Raw genomic sequence first — 17,310 nt, forward strand, 5'->3', positions numbered from 1 at the left:
ATCTGAAAGATATCCCTACACAAACAAGGCTGCGGGGATATCGAAACGCTTAGATAGAGCGCGGATATGATTCAGCGTCAACTCTCGATGGCCATTCAAGATCATTGAAACCGTAGACTTCGCGCCAATCTCTTCTTTGAAATCACTCTGAGTTAACTTGTATTGGTCGATCAACACGCGCAGGATCGCAACCCCGTCATCAAGGTTATCGATATTCGCGTTGAACTCAGCGAACTGCTCTGCTTCTTCTTCGTATTTCTCGATTACAGGGAATAGCAAGTTAATCAGTGCGCTATTGCTCTCGTAGTCTTCTACTAGCGTATCCATCACTGAAAGCAAGTGATTGTATTCTTGTTCAGTTTGGATGCCATGCTCTAACCACGGAAAAGAATTATGAACCGTGATCGCCACTTCTTTCATTACGTTTAATTCTAATGTTTCCATAAGCTGACCCTTAACGATACTTGGCCGTGAACTTATCATACTGTGCGTGTGTTAAGATATCCTTCACAAAAACTTTTCCGTGACTGAACTCTATAAACACAATTAGTCGTAGTTCATTACCACCAATGTCAATTACCCACCATTTATCTACATATTTGAAATTGTCTAACGACGGAAAAATTTGCTTAAGCTCTTCTGGCGTAGCAGCCTTCGTTTTCTTCAATGCTTTCCACGTAGCCTCTAGAGAAGAAGCGCAATTAGGATAATTTTTCTTCGCCTGTTCAAAAGGGTTTTTACTGATCACATGCATTAATTGTAGTCTGACGTTGTTTGTTCGCAAGATGTGAACATTATGCATATTTTTTTAATAGTTCACAATATGCGAACATGAAAATACGAAAAAGCCACAATATCGGCTCACACAGACAAAACACCTGATAGCTATCGAATGTTCTGTTGCCAGTATTCGTATAGGCCATCGATATCAGCACTGCTCAGCAGCTTCATCACTCCAGCGAGCTGTTCATCAGACCAATGCCACCACTGCATTTCAATCAGCTTGTCGATTTGCTCTAGAGAGAAGCGAAATTTAATGTGCTTGGCGGGGTTAGAGCCGACAACCTCATACGGCTGCACATCTTTGGTCACCACTGCTCGGCTGGCAATAATCGCCCCATCACCAATAGTCACTCCGGCCATGATCATCGCCTCTGAGCCTATCCAGACATCATTACCGATTACAGTATCGCCTGAGCGCTGAAAGCCATCTTCTGCGCCCGCAAAGTGTTCGTTATCTTGATAGAAAAATGGGAACGTGGTTATCCAATCAGAGCGATGGCCTTGGTTGCCTGCCATCATAAATACCGCGCCAGAACCAATTGAACAGAAGTTGCCAATGATGAGTTTATCGACATCGTCTCTGTCTGGGGTCAAGTAACGAGCACAATCATCAAAGCTGTGTCCGTGATAATAGCCCGAGTAGTAACTGTGGCGTCCGACAATAATATTAGGGTTGGTTACTTGTTCAACCAAAGGTTTGCCAGCAAATGGCGATTCAAAGTAGTTCATAGTTTCATTCTTTTAGTTAGTCTCTTTGAGGTTAGCAACCTAGCCTGTTTAGGATATGCCTAAATTTGATGCTCGTCACTCTACTTTCTCTGCCTCTGCACCAAGCCCGCACAACATAAAACTTACGTTGGTCTCAGTATGTCATCAGGTTAAGATAAGCCGTCTAATAGTCATGGAAGTAAAAACATAAAAATGAACGCTCAAGAATTTATTGATGCGGGCGTCAAATACACCCCGCACACTTTCCAGTTGCCGCTGGACTATGCAAACAAAGATGCCGCTACCATTGAAGTGTTTGCCCGCGAGCTGTCGCTGGTTGCCGATGGTGATAGCAGCAAGCCTTGGTTGGTCTACTTTCAGGGTGGTCCAGGCTTTCCGTCACCGCGCCAAAACGGCCACAGTGGTTGGGTGAAACGTGCCCTGCAAGAGTACCGAGTATTGCTACTCGACCAACGTGGTACGGGTAATAGCAGTGTCATCAACCATCAAACTCTGGCTCATCTAACTGCCGAGCAACAAGCTGAGTATTTAAGCCATTTCCGCGCGGATAATATCGTGCGTGATGCCGAAGAAATTCGTAAGCAATTTGACGTTGAGCAGTGGTCTATTTTAGGCCAAAGCTTTGGCGGCTTTTGCTCGCTGACCTACCTTTCGCTATTTCCTCAGAGTCTGGCGCGTAGCTTCATTACCGGCGGTGTGCCTTCAACGATTCGCCATGCCGATGACGTTTACCAAGCGACGTTTAAACGCACGCTACAAAAGAACCAAGCTTTCTTTCAGCAGTTTCCAAAAGCGCAGCAGCTATGTAAGCAGATTGCCGATCATCTGATTGAGAATGAAGAACTGCTGCCAAACGGTCAGCGTTTTACAGTCGAGCAGTTCCAACAAATTGGCATTAACTTCGGCATGAGCGATACCTTCTTACCAACTTACTACGCGCTTGAAAATGCCCTGATTGATGTGAACGGTAAGTCTCAACTGAGCTATGAGTTCCTCAATAACATGTTGATGGAGCAAAGCTTTCAGACCAATCCTATCTACGCGATTTTGCATGAGTCGATTTACTGCCAAGGCTTCGCCTCTAACTGGAGTGCGCACCGCGTCCGTCAAGACAACCCAGCATTCAACTATGACCCAAGCAAGCCATTCTTGTTTACTGGCGAGATGGTCTTCCCGTGGATGTTTGACCAATACCAATGCTTGAAGCCGCTTAAAGAGGCCGCTGAATTACTGGCAGTAAAAGAAGATTGGACACCACTGTATGACGACCGCGTACTGGCGCAAAACAAAGTGCCTGTTAGCTGCGCCGTCTACGCCGATGATATGTTTGTTGAGATGGATATCAGCCGTGAAACGCTAGCGAAAATTCCAAACTCAAAAGCATGGATCACTAACGAATATGAGCACAACGGCCTACGCGCTGACGGCGAACGTATTCTCGATAAACTGATTGCAATGGGTAATCAAACTGCGGCGACTTTGGCATAAGTAAACGCCATCAAAAATGCAAAAGCCCTGAACTTGATTCAGGGCTTTTTTGTATGCGCTCACTCTTGGACTGGTTACCAGTGATCGGTAGCGAAGATCCCAAAAGTAATCATATTCAATGTGTCGGTCACGCTCTCAATCGACTTAATTACCTGTTTGGTCGGCTCATTGTTAAGCAAGTAATGGCTTTTTTCACTGGCCGATTTACTGTGAATATCTTTATTTTGATTCTCTATTACTTGTTCAGTTTCAACCAATTGATGTTTTGTTTGAGCGTTTGTATTTGAGTCATCATTTGAACTAAGGAGCGTCTTAGAGTCACCATCAGATAAGGGCTCCGAATCTGCCTCTAAATTAGGCTGTATTTCTACGCCTTGCAGTGCCTCGCCTTCGTTGCTCAACCTCTTCTCATTCTGCTGAACTTCATTACTTGCAGAACAAGCGGTTAGCGATAAAAGACTAACCAAAAATATGATTCTACTTCTCATCATATTGATTACTTATGAATTAATAAAACACCGTTCGATTGTAATTTGCTTGCCTTTGAAGATCCAGTGATAAGCCAATTAAATTCCGGGCTCCCTTGTTGAGATTCCCTTCCCTACTCGCTCCTTCGTCACTCTATGGAATGACTGAAGGTAGAAGCCCCAAGAACACAAAAGCCCCAAACCTAGGTTCGGGGCTTTATGAGTATTTCGATTCGATTTACGCGTTACAAGGTGCTCAAGAAACCATTGATCTTCTCTTCATGATGCTTGATGGTTTCTTGCGTAGGGATAACCGAGTCCTTGTGCGTGAAGTAAACCAAGATAGCCATTTGAGCCGTTAGACGGTTTTCAGCCTCATCAAATGCCACGGAGTATTCACTTTCTAGCGCGCCACGAGTCACTTCTTCTTTATCGTTTGCTGGTAAGCAGTGTAGAAGCATCGCACCAGGTCGAGCTTTTGCCATCAATTCTTCAGTGATGACGTAGTCCGGCATAAATGCCGCCAAGCGCTCTTCTTTCTCGTCCATCTGAGTAACCCAGTAGAAGCTGTCGCCGTAAACCACATCACAGTCACTGATACGTTCCACGTCATCGGTAATTTCAATCGTGCCTCCAGACTCTTCACAGAAGTTGAGCGCCATATCAATCCATTCTTGCTCCATTTGGTACTTCTTAGGGCCAATTTGCTTAAAGCCCATGCCATATTTGGCACACGTCAGCATCAAGGAACGGCACACGTCCGTAGCATCCCCCATAAACGCCAGCGTTAAGTCAGACAGCTTGCGTCCGTCAGTAATGTGCTCTCTGATGGTGTAAAGGTCAGCCAGCATCTGGGTTGGGTGGAAACGTGTATCAAGGCCATTGATAACCGGCACTGTCGACATATTTAGCAAACCATCTAAGGTTTCAGGGCTATTGGTACGAGCCATGATGACGTCACACATACGTGATAGAACGCGAGAGGTATCATCAATCGACTCTTTGCCACCTAGGTGAATATCTTTCGGAGAAAGGAACAGCGCGTGACCACCCAGTAAAGTTGCGGCGACCTCAAACGATACACGAGTTCGTGTAGAACCCGCTTCAAAGATCATACCCACTGACTTGCCTTTAAACAGTTGTGGAATCGCGTTGTCTTTACGTGCCTGTTTTAGGTATGTCATTAGCTCCATCATGTTATCCATCTCTTCAACAGAGAAGTCTTTCATAGATACCATGTGCTCCAGGTTTGCTTTGTTCAGTTCAGTCGCGCTAGAAGAAGGTAATTTCATAATATGTTCCTATTTTTCGTCGTTTCACGTTTTCGTTTGAGTCGATCTCGTGATGGTTTCGTTTCGGTTGGATTTAAATTTTGTTGTTGCTGTTTTTATGTTTGAGGCGATGACCTCAGGTTAGATTCTTGGTACTTGCTGAGTAATGCAGTGAATATTGCCGCCACCGAGCAAAATCTCTCGCGCTGGAATGCCATTCACTTCATAGCCCGGATAGATCTTTTCTAGGATTCCGATCACGTCGTCGTCATAGCGTTTATCCAGTAGAGGAAGAACAATCTGTTTGTTAGTAATCAGGTAATTGGCGTACGATGCGGCTAAGCGCTCACCTGCTTCACGTTCCATCCCTTCAGCAATATCAATCCCTGCGGCTTCATCGGCAGACATATATAGCGGGCCTGGCATTGGCAGCTTGTGTACTTTGATTTCTCGCCCTTTAGCGTCAGTTTGGCTAGTGATGTAGTCATACGCTTCTCGGCTGATTTCATACTGAGGATCGTTTTTATCATCACACCAAGTCAGCACCACTTCGCCCGGCTTAACGACATGCAAAATGTTGTCTACATGACCATTGGTTTCATCGTTATAGAGGCCACGAGGTAACCAAATTACCTTCTCGACATTGAGGTGTTCACACAGCACTTCGGTCAGTTCTTGCTTACTTAAATCAGGGTTACGACTTTCATGAAGTAGGCACTCTTCGGTTGTATAAAGTGTGCCTTCACCATCAACGTGGATTGAGCCACCTTCCAACACGATTGGCGCTCGATATCTTGAGTCTCGGATGGTTTCACACATCTTTTGTGCGACTTGGTTGTCTCTATTCCAAGGTGAATACAAGCCATCAACGAAGCCACCCCAAGCATTAAACTCCCAGTCAACTCCGCGACGCTCACCATTGTCATCAACGACGTATGTCGCACCAATATCACGCATCCATGAGTCATCGGTTGACACTTCTAGAACTCGAATCTCTTCGGGTAAACGAGACACCGCGTTGTCGTATTGAGCTGAGCTTGCGAGCATCGTCACTGGTGTGGTTTTGCTGATCTGCTCGGCAACCTCCGAGAATACTCTCTGCGCGGGTTTCGCTCCGTCGCGCCAATTATCTGTGCGCTCTGGCCATGCCATCCAAATTTCATTGTGTGGCTCATGCTCACCCGGCATTCTGAAACCATCATGTTTTGGCGTGGTATCCATTACTTTTTTCATTGCTCTGTCCTCCAACTCAAGCTTGAGCTTGTTCATTTTTTGCTGTGTTGTCAGTGCTACCCTCTTGTTCGCTTTGTGCTTTTTTACGCTTGAGAGCCCCCAACAAAATCCATTCACCAATCAAGACTGTCGCGATAACGCCAATCAAAACTGGCCCTGTGTATCCCCAATCTGCCACTGTGAGATCGAGTGCCTCTGGGAAGATAAATAGAATCACCGCTTGGAAAATCACGAAGAAGCACACAATCGATATCAACCACTGAACAGCCATACCACCCGGCACTTTGAATGGGCGCTCACGTTGGCCATCAACAACACGCAGCTTCAGATACGCCGGGAACATGAACAGATAAGGAAGTAAGAAAATGCAGCTTGAGAAGGCGAAGATTGACCAGAACAAATCATCATTACCTTGAGCAAACAGTGCGTACGACAAGATGACAACCGTTGAGACTATGCCTGTAATGTTGTTCGCTCCAACTGGAGAGCCTTTCTCTGATACTTTTGCCACAGGAGCCGGTAGTTCACCTTCTTGAGCCGCTTCTGCCGCTGCTCGGCTTGCCCCCATTGTCCAGCTCACCATGTTGCCGATAAGAGTAAGTAGGGCGAACGTACCAAAAACGTAAACCATTGCCGTACCAAACGGGCCTTCGCCAAACAAGGTTTTAAAGGTGTCGATCAGACCAGCCACAAGGCCAATGCTATCAACAGGTAAAGCCATCAAAATTCCAACAGTACCGAAGATGTAGAGGAAAGCGGTGATACCGATGGAAAGAAAAACAGCCTTAGGCATGTCGCGTACGTCTTTCATCTCTTTGGTCATCGTCGCGACAAGCTCGAAACCCATTAGGTTAAAGACGATGGCTGGTAGAAATGAGACCGCCGAATCTAATGAAGGCATCATCGCTGGCAAAGTGAACTCATTGGCAACGCCGTTTTTCATCGCATAGATAAATCCGCCTACACCTAATGTGCTGATTACGATGATTTTTAATACTGCGCCGATGTTCGTTACCCACACGCCAATATCAGCGGACACATTGCAAATCCATACCGTTAACCAAGTTAACAAGATACAAATGGCAATCTGCCCCCATAAAGACAGGCCTGGCATAAACAGCTCTGCGAACATACCCGCGAACATGATGTAGACCGCTGGCATCCACAGGCCTACGTTGATCCAATAAAACCAAGTGGTTCTTACTGCCCATTTAAAGTTGAAGGCTTGTTTTACCCAATCGTAAATGCCCCCTTCTCCTGGATAGGTGGTGCTTAACTCGGAAGTGATTAATCCGTAAGGGATAACAAAGAAGACCAGCATTAACACCCACCAACCGATGGCGCTAACGCCAATACTTGCTGACGCGGTTAATGTGTCGACTACTAGCACAGCACACAGTGTAAAGAGTGCTATCCCAGTGACCCCCATTTTTCCTTGCGTTTCGTTGCTCATCGCTTAGCTCCTTAATATCTAATTCGGAACTTATTAAACGGCAAAGCGATGAGATGAACTGGGATGAAAACTGAATATCGGTTTTGAGCGAATGAACTCAAATTGCAAATGAAATAGAGCCGACAAAAACTGGATAAAAACCAACCAAACACTGAATGATTGATTTTCATCAACAAAAGCACTGTTTATTTATTGAGCACCTTAAATTGAAAACAAGATCACATATCCGCTTGAATTCGCAATTATTTTCACTTTCTGTGATGGGGTGGCAACTAAATAGACCCACTTTTGAGTAGAAATCGAATTGTGATTTTTATCGCCAATAGTGCTCTGATATTTCAATAGAGTATCTCCATCTTACTTGGCGTTTAGCCAGTCATTATTTGGAGATTAAGAGATGTTGAAGCCTATTATTGTTGTTGCGGTCGGTGGCAATGCGCTATTGCAACGCGGAGAAGTAATGAGCTGTGAAAACCAGCAAAAGAGTATTGAACAAACAGCAAGTTCATTGGCAACCCTGAGTAAAGATTATCGCTTGGTTATCGTGCACGGGAATGGCCCTCAAGTTGGTTTGCTCTCTCTCCAAAATGATGCCTATAAAGAGTGCCCGCCGTATCCGTTTGATGTCTTGGGAGCAGAAACCCAAGGAATGATTGGGTATCTGATTCAACAGGGGTTAAATGCTGCCATCGAAGACCGCTTTACCACCACAATACTGACTCGCATCGTTGTAGATGAAAATGACCCAGCCATAGCAGATCCAAGCAAATTTATTGGCCCTGTTTATACCGAGCAGCAAGCTAAACTGCTGGCTGAAGCCAATAATTGGATCGTAAAACCAGACGGTGTGCATTGGCGCCGCGTTGTTCCATCTCCTGCGCCTAAAGAGGTGTTAGAAATAAAAGCAATTAAAGACTTACTTGAGAAAGAGCATCTTATTATTTGTGGCGGCGGTGGCGGTGCACCAGTGATCGAAAAGGACGGCGCCTATGTCGGTTTTGAAGCGGTGATTGATAAAGACATGACAGCCGCACTGATTGCCGAAGAAATTGGCGCAGAGCACTTACTTATCCTCACTGATGGAACTCATGTTTGTTTGGATTGGGGCATGCCTCAAGAGCAAAAGCTTGAAAGAGTATCGGTCAAAGAGATGAAGGGATATCACTTCCCTGCCGGTTCGATGGGGCCAAAAGTCGATGCATGCTGTCAATTTGTCGAAAATACCAAGCAACATGGTCATATCGGGGATCTTTCCTGCGCACTCGAAATCATAGAAGGAAAATCTGGCACACATATCCAAGCGTAGTTTGGAACAAGCTCGGTTTTTACCTAGATATTAATACGCACTAAATAAAGGGTTAATGAGGTCAAACTTCATATTGATAAAATTGATTTTCGAGCATCAACCCTTTATTTTTTAATCTGCTTTGACAATAAGTGACGACAGTTTTATGAGAAAAGTAACCACAAAAGAGAAACTTACAAAAATCCATAATGCCGTTGCTCAACTAATGGAAAGGCGAGAAGCGACGGATATCTCTATGTACGATGTGGCAAAAGAATGCGGTATGGCAACCTCGACCGTCTATCACCACTATCCAAACATCGAGAATCTATTCCATAGCTTATTGGACGATGTGTTTACCGATTTCGACTCACTACTTGGTCAATGTATCGATGCCGACAAAGTCACGCATTGGACTGATATTAACCGCATGATCGAGACCGCTTATGTGGACTACTACAACAATAATCCCATTGCGAGAAAGCTGATTTTAGGTCGCCACACTTTTACTGAACTCGGCCACGCTGACACCAAACATGACTTAATATTGGGTAAAGAAGTCGAGGCCATCTATCGTCAATTTTTCGATGTTCCTCAGCTCACTCAACCCATCAATGTATTCGCTATTTCACTGCAAGTCGCCGACAAGATATATTCACTATCTTACCGCGAACATGGCTGCATCACACCAGAACTCGCCAACGAAGCCCTGCGTTTAACGGAATCTTACCTTCAGCTTTATATTCCGCATATTTGTCAGAAGTCGAGTCAGCACGCTATTGTGCAGCATTAGGTACCAAGCAGGTTATATTCAGCGTGCCTTTCATTGGATTCCCTACTCGCTCCTTCGTCGCTCTATTGAATGACTAGAAATGAAAAGACCCTGCACTAGATCACCGTCATCCCCGAGAGGGAGGTACGACCGAGTTGGGGATCTCTAATAGCAAGTGACTCACCTAATACACTAGGTATTCGGGATAGATTAAAAGTAGGTATACAAAACAATCCGCCAGCTCTTATCCCACTCCAGAAAAAGAGCCGACAGATTAATTGAAATATTGAGGGATTATTGGAAGTTAGGCCATCGAATGAAGGCCAATCATATTGCCTTCGGTATCAGAGACCATTGAGATAAAACCATGCTCGCCGATAGAGAATTTAGGGTGAACGACTTTACCGCCCGCACCTTCTACTCGCCCTTGCTCAACTTCGCAGTCTTGGCACGAGAAATAAACCAGCGTGCTATTGCCACCTGGTGCGACTCCCTCCATTTTTGATAACGCTCCTGCCGCGCCGTATTGCTCCATGGATGATGGAAAGCCCCACATATCAATATCCATCATCGCTTCGCCACCAATCTTCTCTAACGTGGTGTCAAATACGGTTTGATAGAACCCTTTAGCGCGGTCCATATCCTCGACGTAAATCTCAAACCAACCTACCGGATTTGTCTGCATCACCTAGCCTCCTTTATTGCCACATTGAGTGATAATAGAAAGCTAGTTCACATGGAGCATTCTTGCGCAGTTAAAACCTAATTTTCGTTTCGGGTCTCAATGCTGATTCAATTTAGTCGCTTGTGCGCTGGTAAGTGGTTTGCACAATCGCATCTAGATGAACTTGGCTTTCCACTAATTTGAAAGATTGCATCGTATCTAGTTCGCCAAACAGTGGTGAACCGCCACCCAGCAATACAGGCATAGTGGTAATACACATTTCATCGATTAAACCTTCTTTTAAGAAGCTCTGAATCGTCTTTCCACCATCAATGTAGAGCTCCTTGTAGCCCTGCTCATTAAGATTCTGAACGATCTCTTTAAGTTCGCCTTTGACCAAAAAGACTTTATCTTCATAGCCTGCTGGTACTTGAGTCAGGGTGTTGCTTAGTACAAACACTGGCTTTGAATATGGCCACTCAACACCGAAACTGAGCACCACATCTAACGTATTGCGTCCCATGACTAAGGCATCTACTCGCTCCATTAACGGCGCGAAGCCCATATCAATATTGTCTGGGTTAGGCACCGACTGTAACCAATCTAAATCACCATTTTTGTCAGCAATGTAGCCATCTAAACTGGTTGCGATAAATACGATATTAGCCATTAGGAACTCCTCACATTGAGTATTTGGATATAGAACAAAACTGGGTTACAATTTAATTCTACACTGTAGAATTTATATTATTAGATTAAAGAGGATCAACCATGTCTGTCAAGGAAAAACGTCGCGGTCGACCAAAAGGCAGCCAAGTGCAGCTCAGCGCAGAAGCGATCTTAAGCCAAGCCAAAAGCATGATGCTTGAGCTGGGTAAAATGCCGAGTGTGCGTGCCCTCGCCGCAGCCTTAGAAGTTGATGCGATGGCGATTTATCATTACTTCGATAACAAAAACGCACTACAAGAAGCAATGGTTATTTCCTTAATTGAAGAGATTTATCAGCCGCAAGAAAAGGGCCAGTGGCAGCAAGAACTCAGCCAGCTGTGCTTTAGTTATGTCTCGCAGCTTCATCAATATCCGGGGTTACTTGAAACGCTATTGAAGATGGAAACAAGCGGACCCGCAGAAGTATTCATCGAACGCTTCGATCAGATTGTCGCTCCACTTTCATTAGCGAGTGAAACCAAGAAAGATGCCATTGATTTGCTCGCGGACTACCTGCACGGTTTTGCATTAGCACTCAACTGTCAGCCCGGATGTGAATTAACCCTTGAGATGATGCAAAAGCCACTCAATTTTTACTTCCAAGCATTTCAGCCCGCGCAGAAAAGCTAAATCGTTTACAATAGTGACGAGACAAACATAGAGTTACTACAATGCTGAAGATTTCAAATACCGTTACCCTGCAAGCGTGGGAGATCCAACTCACGGCAATTCGAGCTCAAGGGGCCGGCGGACAAAACGTCAATAAGGTCTCTTCAGCGATCCACTTACAGTTCGATGTAAAGCACTCAACACTGCCTGCCATCTACAAAGAACGCATCTTGGCGCTGAAAGATTCGCGCATCTCAAAAGACGGTGTTATCACCATTAAGGCGCAGCAGTTTCGCACTCAAGAGCAAAATAAAGAAGATGCGTTAAACCGCCTAGCCGAGATGATCCAAGCAGCGATGGTGGTGCAGAAAAAGCGCCGAGAGACGAAACCAACTAGAGCATCTAAAGAGCGACGTTTAAAAGGTAAGAACATCAAATCTCAGACAAAATCTTTGCGTGGCAAAGTTAGCCACTGACTGTTTTTAATCATCAATTTGTATATGCTAGAGACAAGGATGATTTCAAGATAGGAAAGGAAATGACGAACTTAGGGAAAAGTACGTTACTGATTGGATTAGTTACTTCATTACCCATTTGGGCGGACGCCTTTACGGGCTGGCAGTTTGAAGGGGATAACGACAGTATTTCAATCTACTCTCGTGAGCATAGTGATGGGCTTGTCGAAGTGCGAGCTCAGATGTTCACTCCCACCAGTTACGGCGCGTTTCTGACCTTGCTTGAAGACAGCGAAAATGTACCGAATTGGATTGATAACGTCAGTCATAGTCGCGTTGTCACTCAGCTTTCCGCCAATGAAAACATCGTTTATACCCAATTTGCTGCGCCTTGGCCTGCCCTCGACCGAGATATGGTCACCTACTCCAAGTACACAATCGATGAGATCGGATTTACACTGCAAATTAAAGATGCGCCCAGCTCTGCTCTGCCCGAGCAAGATGGCTATATTCGCATTCGTAATGTTGACGCGACTTGGTCTCTGCAAAAGCTCACCAATGGCACTACGCTAATTGAATATACCGCTTTCGCAAATCCCGGTGGTATTCTTCCCGATTGGATTATCAATAACCTGACCAAAGAAAGCGCGCGTAATACCTTTGAAAACCTGCGCCAGCAACTTCCTCAGTATCAGCAATTTGACCACCCGAACATCAGTGAATAATCACGATAGCAAAAGGGTTCCGGCAAAAAAAAGGCCAGCATATTCGATGCTGGCCTTTTCTATTGGGTGGAAACTAGATCGCTACTTGAGCTTGTAGAATACCGTTGCCAATGGCGGTAGGCTTAGTGATAGCGACTGGCTTAGCCCTTCACTTTCAACCTGCTGTGATTCAACAGTTGCATGTACAGAGTAACCACTGCCGTTGTATTTGCTGTCATCGGTATTGAGCACTAGCTCATAGCTGCCCGCTAGTGGTACACCAACACGGAAGTCATCATGCGGAACTGGCGTAAAGTTACTCACTACTAAAATACGTTCACCATTATCACTCAAACGCTCATGGGCCAGAATCGATGCTTCTGCTGCATCTTGCAGTCGCCATTCAAAACCGCGTGGTTCGCAATCTAACTCATGCATCGCCTTTTCTGAGCTGTAGAGCTTGTTCAAGTCACGAGTCAGCGATTGCACACCTTGGTGGCGTTCAAAATCAAGCAAGAACCACTGCAGTTGATCGTCATGATTCCACTCAGCCGTTTGACCGAACTCAGCCCCCATAAAGTTAAGCTTTTTACCCGGCTGCGCGTACATGTAACCTAAGTAAGCACGTAAGTTCGCCGTTTGCTGCCACTCATCACCCGGCATCTTGTTATGGATCGAGCCTTTGCCATACACCACTTCATCATGGGAAAGCGACAACACGTAGTTCTCACTGTGGGCATAAACCAGTGGGAAGGTAATGGTGTCGTGATGGTATTTACGATGCACAGGATCTTCTTGAATGTACGACAGAGAGTCATGCATCCAGCCCATATTCCACTTAAAGCCAAAGCCTAAACCGCCCGTAAAGGTCGGCGCTGAAACACCAGGGAAAGCGGTTGATTCCTCCGCAATGGTCATCGCGTTCGGGAAGTGTTTGTAAACCTCTTCATTCATCCACTTCAATGTCGCAATCGCATCGTAGTTTTCATTCCCGCCATCAACGTTCGGGATCCATTGATCATGGCTGCGCGAGTAATCGAGGTAAAGCATTGAAGCCACCGCATCGACGCGAATACCATCAATATGGAATTGTTCAAACCAGTACAAGGCGTTCGATACAAGGAAACGGCGTACATGTTCACGACCTAGATCGTAAATGTATGAGTTCCAATCTTGATGCCAACCACGACGTGGATCTGGGTCATGGAATAGCGGTGTGCCATCGAAGTTAGCCAAACCGTGATCATCCGACGGGAAGTGCGCTGGTACCCAATCAAGTACCACGCCAAGGCCCGCTTGGTGACACTGGTCGACGAAGAATTTGAAATCATCTGGCGAGCCAAAACGGCTGGTTGGCGCAAATAGGCCAACAGGTTGATAGCCCCACGAACCATAGAATGGGTGCTCGGATACTGGCATCAATTCAATGTGGGTGTAGCCCATATCGACAAGGTAAGGGATCAGCTGCTCTGCAAGCTCACGGTAGTTAAGGAAATCACCGTTTTCATTACGACGCCAAGAACCTGCATGTAACTCATAGAACGAAAGCGCTTGCTTACCTTTCTCGGTAACTGGGCGTGTTTGCCACTTGGAATCTTGCCACTGGTAGCGGCTGTGATCGTAAGTCACCGAAGAGAATGAAGGGTATTGCTCAGCGTAAGCGCCCCACGGGTCAGCTTTATGTGGTAAGCCTTCGCCATTTGGCCCTTTCAATTCAAATTTGTATTGCGTGCCTTCTGGCAAGTTCGGGATGAAGATACCCCAGATACCATAATCAAGGCGCTGCATTGGCGTGCGGCGGCCATCCCACTGGTTAAACTCACCCACCAAACTACAAGCGGTAGCATGTGGTGCATAAACTAAAAAGCGTGTACCAGAAATCTGCTTACCACCACGTTCAAAAGTCATGAACTGAGCGCCCATCTGCTTATACATCTCTTTTGGCGTATGCAGATCATCATACTCAGCGTAGATGGTGTGGTACTGATATGGGTCATCGACTAACTGCTCGGTGTCACCCCAGTTAACCGATAGCAAGTAATGAGTAAGGTGTAGATCTTGGCCCTGCTTTAAGATGAAGCCCGATGCGTCTTCACGCTCAAGTTCAATACGCTCATCATCAATAACGAGCTCGACACTTTCTGCTCCCGGCATCCAAACACGCAGTGCGCCTTGCTTAGGATCGATAAATGGACCAATAAAGGAAAATGGGTCAGCAAACGAAGCGTGTGAAAGTTGGTTATATGTCTTAGTTGCCTTATCTAACGTTTTGGTTTTCAAGTTAATTCTCTCCCTAACCTAACTTTCAATAATCCGATTTTCTCGGTTGTTATGATTCCCACTCAAGACAATTTCTTGCTCAATGGGTATAGAGGCCAATGACCCCAAAAGCCCGCAATGTGCGGGCTCAAACAGTATTGAGTAAGTTTACCGAATTCCGGTTCTACTTAGAGTGACCGATTCGATCATTTTCTATGTATACCATGCAACTTGATGTTTACTTACTCACCTTAGCACGAACCTCGGTCAACTTATGCGCAATGCGGTTAACGCCCGTATGAGCAAAGACTTCATCAAGGTTCATCGACAGCTTACGACGCCAGTTTGGATACTCGTCCACTGTACCAGGAATGTTGACCGGTTGGTCCATCTCTAGCCAGTCTTCAAGCTGAACACTGAGCAATGTCGAAGAACCCGCCGCAACGTGCATTTGCAGCGCTTCTGCGAGGTATGTATCCATTGGAACATATTGAGCATCACGGCCAACGCCTTCTGGCAAGTAACCATGCCAAGCAACTGAGTCTAAAATGCCTTGCTTCGATGCGAGACGATCGGTAAACAGGCCTTTTAACTGCTCCGGATCAGGGTAAAGGCCAAGCTCTTCACCCATTTTCAGGTCATCACAATGCCAGAAACCACGCAGTGTCGGCATATCGTGAGTACACAGTGCAGACATGGATTGATCCGCGTAGTGCTTAGGTGAGATGTAACCACCGTCATCTTCCGATGTTTCGAAGAAGAACACCTTGTATGAGTGAACGCCCGCATCACGCAGAATATCGACAATTTCGTCAGGCACCGTACCTAAATCTTCACCGATGACACTACATTGATGACGATGAGACTCTAGCGCTAAGATTGCCAGCATGTCCTCTACTGGATAGTAGATGTAAGCACCTTTAGTCGCGCTTTCACCTTTTGGAATCCACCATAAACGCAGCAAACCAAGCACGTGGTCAATACGCAGTGCACCACAATGCTTCATGTTGGCACGCAGTAGTTTGATGTACGCATCGTAACCCGTTGCTTGGAGCACTTGCGGGTTAAGCGGTGGCAGACCCCAGTTTTGACCTAGCGGACCAAGTACATCCGGCGGAGCACCAATGCTCGCGTCCATAATTAGGTTACCATCATCAGCCCATGTTTCGGAACCTGAGTCAGCCACGCCAACGGCAAGGTCGCGGTATAGACCAACAGACATGCCTTTCTCTTCTGCGAGTGCCTGTGCTTCTTTGATTTGCACATCGGCCAGCCACTGCAGGTACATGTAAAGATGAACTTTATCTTGGTTCTGCTCAATAAATTTCTGTACTGCACTAGAGTCAAAACGGCGGAACTCTTCTGGGAATACTGGCCAACCCCAGATACTTGAATCTTCAGCGTGTAATGCCATGTGTAGGGCATCAAATGCTGCTTGGTGAACTAAGCTTTCACCACCTTCTTCAACGAAAGCAAGGAAGGCTTCAGCACGCTCAGTGTTCTTGTCTAAGTGACGCTTTTTAAACTCTTCGAACAGCTGTGGCAACACGCTGAGCTTAAGGTCTGCCACTTCGCTGTAATTCACCCAGTGTGAATCACGCGCTTTTTGTAGACGTTGCTGGAACTCTGCACTGCCCACTTTTTGCTGCGCTTCAATGCTCAAAGCAAATTCAGGTACTGAGCTGACATCAATGTAAAGAATGTTCAACCAACGACGTGAAGATGGGCTGTACGGGCTCGCCCCTTCCGGGTTCGCTGGGAACAAAGAGTGAATCGGGTTAAGGCCAACAAAGTCGCCGCCGCGTGATGCGATATCAGCCACAAGCTGTTTTAGGTCACCAAAGTCACCAATACCCCAGTTATGCTGAGTGCGCAGTGTGTAAAGCTGGACACTTGGCCCCCACATTTTTTTACCATTTAAGATGCCATCTTGCTTGTAACACGCTTGCGGCGTCACGATCAGCGTCATCTCATAAGGCGCTTTACGACGCTTACGGGTAATCGTCAGTTTGTGGTAACCCCAAGCGATATCACTTGGTAATGCAAACACTAAAGGGCCACCCTCTTTACGCTCATCTCGGACGATTTGCGACTGAAGATAGCCTTCAAGTACCTCTCCCTGTTCGGTATCTAAACGCCAGTTGAACTCACTTTCGCGAGCGCTTGCGCCAAGGTTCAGTGCAATTTCAACAGGCTCTCCATCTCGAACCACCAGCACAGGATCCAGCACGTCTTTTTTATGCTTTTTCTCTGCTGACTTAAGAAGAGTTTCATCATTGGTTGTGTCATAGCCTAAAGACGCAAGTAAGTGACGGATCGTTTCGTCTTCTACCGTAGCTTCATCTCCCCACGCGCTAACGTAGCTGTCGGCAATTTTCGCCATTTCTGCGACTTGTTTTAATGCGTTATTCTCTTTCATCGCTCTCTCCG

17 protein-coding genes are annotated in these 17,310 nt (G+C 46.0%); 6 read left to right on the plus strand and 11 right to left on the minus strand.

The window, feature by feature from the left end; genetic code table 11:
- Nucleotides 1–15: 15 nt before the first annotated feature.
- The 3 genes from ACHUFZ_RS07845 to catB all read right to left on the minus strand — a co-directional run bounded on the left by ACHUFZ_RS07845 (nucleotide 16) and on the right by catB (nucleotide 1,512).
- Nucleotides 16–444, minus strand: a complete 429-nt coding sequence (locus ACHUFZ_RS07845; RefSeq protein WP_394126669.1) for a helix-turn-helix domain-containing protein — start codon at nucleotides 442–444, stop codon at nucleotides 16–18.
- Nucleotides 445–454: 10 nt separating this feature from the next.
- Nucleotides 455–754, minus strand: coding sequence for a type II toxin-antitoxin system HigB family toxin (locus ACHUFZ_RS07850; RefSeq protein WP_394126670.1), 300 nt, complete (start codon nucleotides 752–754; stop codon nucleotides 455–457).
- A gap of 131 nt (nucleotides 755–885) precedes the next feature.
- Entirely contained in the window at nucleotides 886–1,512 is a 627-nt protein-coding gene (gene catB, locus ACHUFZ_RS07855; protein ID WP_394126671.1) for a type B chloramphenicol O-acetyltransferase, read from the minus strand.
- Nucleotides 1,513–1,704: 192 nt separating this feature from the next.
- Between catB and ACHUFZ_RS07860 the strand changes: the two genes are divergently transcribed.
- Complete coding sequence (locus ACHUFZ_RS07860) at nucleotides 1,705–3,000, plus strand: alpha/beta fold hydrolase (protein ID WP_394126672.1); 1,296 nt, start codon at nucleotides 1,705–1,707, stop codon at nucleotides 2,998–3,000.
- Between the two features lie 74 nt (nucleotides 3,001–3,074).
- On the opposite strand, the gene ACHUFZ_RS07865 is transcribed toward ACHUFZ_RS07860, so the two are convergent.
- The 4 genes from ACHUFZ_RS07865 to ACHUFZ_RS07880 all read right to left on the minus strand — a co-directional run bounded on the left by ACHUFZ_RS07865 (nucleotide 3,075) and on the right by ACHUFZ_RS07880 (nucleotide 7,424).
- The gene (locus tag ACHUFZ_RS07865) at nucleotides 3,075–3,491 is read right to left on the minus strand and encodes a hypothetical protein (protein ID WP_394126673.1); all 417 of its coding nucleotides are present in this window, start codon (nucleotides 3,489–3,491) and stop codon (nucleotides 3,075–3,077) included.
- A 221-nt stretch (nucleotides 3,492–3,712) separates the two neighbouring features.
- Complete coding sequence (argF, locus tag ACHUFZ_RS07870; protein WP_394126674.1) at nucleotides 3,713–4,759, minus strand: ornithine carbamoyltransferase; 1,047 nt, start codon at nucleotides 4,757–4,759, stop codon at nucleotides 3,713–3,715.
- A gap of 120 nt (nucleotides 4,760–4,879) precedes the next feature.
- Nucleotides 4,880–5,971, minus strand: coding sequence for an agmatine deiminase (gene aguA / locus ACHUFZ_RS07875; RefSeq protein WP_394126675.1), 1,092 nt, complete (start codon nucleotides 5,969–5,971; stop codon nucleotides 4,880–4,882).
- Between the two features lie 16 nt (nucleotides 5,972–5,987).
- The gene (locus tag ACHUFZ_RS07880) at nucleotides 5,988–7,424 is read right to left on the minus strand and encodes an APC family permease (RefSeq protein ID WP_394126676.1); all 1,437 of its coding nucleotides are present in this window, start codon (nucleotides 7,422–7,424) and stop codon (nucleotides 5,988–5,990) included.
- A gap of 397 nt (nucleotides 7,425–7,821) precedes the next feature.
- Here ACHUFZ_RS07880 and arcC point away from each other — a divergent pair, with 397 nt between their 5' ends.
- A complete protein-coding gene (gene arcC, locus ACHUFZ_RS07885; protein WP_394126677.1) occupies nucleotides 7,822–8,730 on the plus strand; it encodes a carbamate kinase in 909 nt (302 codons plus the stop codon).
- A 145-nt stretch (nucleotides 8,731–8,875) separates the two neighbouring features.
- Nucleotides 8,876–9,502 (plus strand): TetR/AcrR family transcriptional regulator, encoded by a 627-nt coding sequence (locus ACHUFZ_RS07890; protein WP_394126678.1) that lies wholly within the window; start codon nucleotides 8,876–8,878, stop codon nucleotides 9,500–9,502.
- A 283-nt stretch (nucleotides 9,503–9,785) separates the two neighbouring features.
- Here ACHUFZ_RS07890 and ACHUFZ_RS07895 read toward each other — a convergent pair whose 3' ends face one another.
- Nucleotides 9,786–10,166: a VOC family protein gene (locus tag ACHUFZ_RS07895; protein WP_394126921.1), complete on the minus strand. Its 381-nt coding sequence runs from the start codon at nucleotides 10,164–10,166 to the stop codon at nucleotides 9,786–9,788.
- A gap of 112 nt (nucleotides 10,167–10,278) precedes the next feature.
- Entirely contained in the window at nucleotides 10,279–10,815 is a 537-nt protein-coding gene (locus ACHUFZ_RS07900) for a dihydrofolate reductase family protein (RefSeq protein WP_394126679.1), read from the minus strand.
- 101 nt (nucleotides 10,816–10,916) lie between these two features.
- On the opposite strand from ACHUFZ_RS07900, the gene ACHUFZ_RS07905 reads away from it, so the two are divergent.
- The 3 genes from ACHUFZ_RS07905 to ACHUFZ_RS07915 all read left to right on the plus strand — a co-directional run bounded on the left by ACHUFZ_RS07905 (nucleotide 10,917) and on the right by ACHUFZ_RS07915 (nucleotide 12,642).
- Nucleotides 10,917–11,483: a TetR/AcrR family transcriptional regulator gene (locus ACHUFZ_RS07905; protein ID WP_394126680.1), complete on the plus strand. Its 567-nt coding sequence runs from the start codon at nucleotides 10,917–10,919 to the stop codon at nucleotides 11,481–11,483.
- A 41-nt stretch (nucleotides 11,484–11,524) separates the two neighbouring features.
- Nucleotides 11,525–11,938, plus strand: a complete 414-nt coding sequence (arfB, locus tag ACHUFZ_RS07910) for an alternative ribosome rescue aminoacyl-tRNA hydrolase ArfB (RefSeq protein ID WP_394126681.1) — start codon at nucleotides 11,525–11,527, stop codon at nucleotides 11,936–11,938.
- Nucleotides 11,939–12,000: 62 nt separating this feature from the next.
- The gene (locus ACHUFZ_RS07915) at nucleotides 12,001–12,642 is read left to right on the plus strand and encodes an START domain-containing protein (protein WP_394126682.1); all 642 of its coding nucleotides are present in this window, start codon (nucleotides 12,001–12,003) and stop codon (nucleotides 12,640–12,642) included.
- 81 nt (nucleotides 12,643–12,723) lie between these two features.
- Here ACHUFZ_RS07915 and glgB read toward each other — a convergent pair whose 3' ends face one another.
- Together glgB and malQ are read right to left on the minus strand one after the other, a co-directional pair.
- Complete coding sequence (gene glgB / locus ACHUFZ_RS07920) at nucleotides 12,724–14,901, minus strand: 1,4-alpha-glucan branching protein GlgB (protein ID WP_394126683.1); 2,178 nt, start codon at nucleotides 14,899–14,901, stop codon at nucleotides 12,724–12,726.
- A gap of 217 nt (nucleotides 14,902–15,118) precedes the next feature.
- Entirely contained in the window at nucleotides 15,119–17,299 is a 2,181-nt protein-coding gene (malQ, locus tag ACHUFZ_RS07925; RefSeq protein ID WP_394126684.1) for a 4-alpha-glucanotransferase, read from the minus strand.
- Nucleotides 17,300–17,310: the final 11 nt, after the last annotated feature.

Source organism: Vibrio hepatarius, assembly GCF_043642085.1.
GTDB classification, from domain to species: domain Bacteria; phylum Pseudomonadota; class Gammaproteobacteria; order Enterobacterales; family Vibrionaceae; genus Vibrio; species Vibrio hepatarius_C.

What these genes read in the sequence shown, in the direction of transcription:
- ACHUFZ_RS07880 (WP_394126676.1), bottom strand. Translation starts at nt 7,424, where the DNA reads ATGAGCAACGAAACGCAAGGAAAAATGGGGGTCACTGGGATAGCACTC.
- ACHUFZ_RS07905 (WP_394126680.1), top strand. Translation starts at nt 10,917, where the DNA reads ATGTCTGTCAAGGAAAAACGTCGCGGTCGACCAAAAGGCAGCCAAGTG.
- ACHUFZ_RS07895 (WP_394126921.1), bottom strand. Translation starts at nt 10,166, where the DNA reads ATGCAGACAAATCCGGTAGGTTGGTTTGAGATTTACGTCGAGGATATG.
- malQ (WP_394126684.1), bottom strand. Translation starts at nt 17,299, where the DNA reads ATGAAAGAGAATAACGCATTAAAACAAGTCGCAGAAATGGCGAAAATT.
- ACHUFZ_RS07860 (WP_394126672.1), top strand. Translation starts at nt 1,705, where the DNA reads ATGAACGCTCAAGAATTTATTGATGCGGGCGTCAAATACACCCCGCAC.
- argF (WP_394126674.1), bottom strand. Translation starts at nt 4,759, where the DNA reads ATGAAATTACCTTCTTCTAGCGCGACTGAACTGAACAAAGCAAACCTG.
- ACHUFZ_RS07900 (WP_394126679.1), bottom strand. Translation starts at nt 10,815, where the DNA reads ATGGCTAATATCGTATTTATCGCAACCAGTTTAGATGGCTACATTGCT.
- ACHUFZ_RS07845 (WP_394126669.1), bottom strand. Translation starts at nt 444, where the DNA reads ATGGAAACATTAGAATTAAACGTAATGAAAGAAGTGGCGATCACGGTT.
- ACHUFZ_RS07890 (WP_394126678.1), top strand. Translation starts at nt 8,876, where the DNA reads ATGAGAAAAGTAACCACAAAAGAGAAACTTACAAAAATCCATAATGCC.
- arfB (WP_394126681.1), top strand. Translation starts at nt 11,525, where the DNA reads ATGCTGAAGATTTCAAATACCGTTACCCTGCAAGCGTGGGAGATCCAA.
- aguA (WP_394126675.1), bottom strand. Translation starts at nt 5,971, where the DNA reads ATGAAAAAAGTAATGGATACCACGCCAAAACATGATGGTTTCAGAATG.
- arcC (WP_394126677.1), top strand. Translation starts at nt 7,822, where the DNA reads ATGTTGAAGCCTATTATTGTTGTTGCGGTCGGTGGCAATGCGCTATTG.
- catB (WP_394126671.1), bottom strand. Translation starts at nt 1,512, where the DNA reads ATGAACTACTTTGAATCGCCATTTGCTGGCAAACCTTTGGTTGAACAA.
- ACHUFZ_RS07850 (WP_394126670.1), bottom strand. Translation starts at nt 754, where the DNA reads ATGCATGTGATCAGTAAAAACCCTTTTGAACAGGCGAAGAAAAATTAT.
- ACHUFZ_RS07865 (WP_394126673.1), bottom strand. Translation starts at nt 3,491, where the DNA reads ATGATGAGAAGTAGAATCATATTTTTGGTTAGTCTTTTATCGCTAACC.
- ACHUFZ_RS07915 (WP_394126682.1), top strand. Translation starts at nt 12,001, where the DNA reads ATGACGAACTTAGGGAAAAGTACGTTACTGATTGGATTAGTTACTTCA.